General features: G+C 72.6%; 1 pseudogene. It reads right to left on the bottom strand.

Features of this window, described 5'->3' with window-relative positions:
• Nucleotides 1-379 (bottom strand): annotated as a pseudogene (locus C667_RS26275) (energy transducer TonB); the annotation flags it as partial.

The following is a 379-nucleotide window of genomic DNA, read 5'->3' as shown; positions in this document are numbered from 1 at the left end:
GCGGGCCCTGGCGGCTCGGGCCCGCCGCGGCCGCGCGCGCGCCCTCTTGCGCCATCAGGCTGGAGAGGCGGGCCTGCTCGGCGCGCTGGGTCTCCTGCGCGAGGCGCTGCGCCATGTAGTCGTCGATCGGCTTGGCGTCGGGCTTCGGCTTGGGCTCGGGTTTGGCCTGGGGCTTGGGCTCGGGTTTTGGCTCCGGCTTGGGCTGTGGCTTGGGTTCCGGCTTCGGGTCAGGCTTCGGTTCAGGCTTCGGTTCAGGCTTCGGCTGCGGTTTCGCTTCGGGCTTCGGCTGCGGCTTGGGCTCGGGCTTGGGTGGCTCCGGCTTCTTCTCGGGCGCCTTGGCGACGATCTCGGGCTTGGCCTGCGGCTTGGGGGGGTCGGG

The sequence above is a fragment of the Thauera phenylacetica B4P genome (assembly GCF_000310225.1).
Taxonomy (GTDB): Bacteria; Pseudomonadota; Gammaproteobacteria; order Burkholderiales; family Rhodocyclaceae; genus Thauera; species Thauera phenylacetica.
The sequence above is the reverse complement of the archived record's forward strand: the minus strand, read 5'-3'. Positions and strand labels throughout refer to the sequence as shown.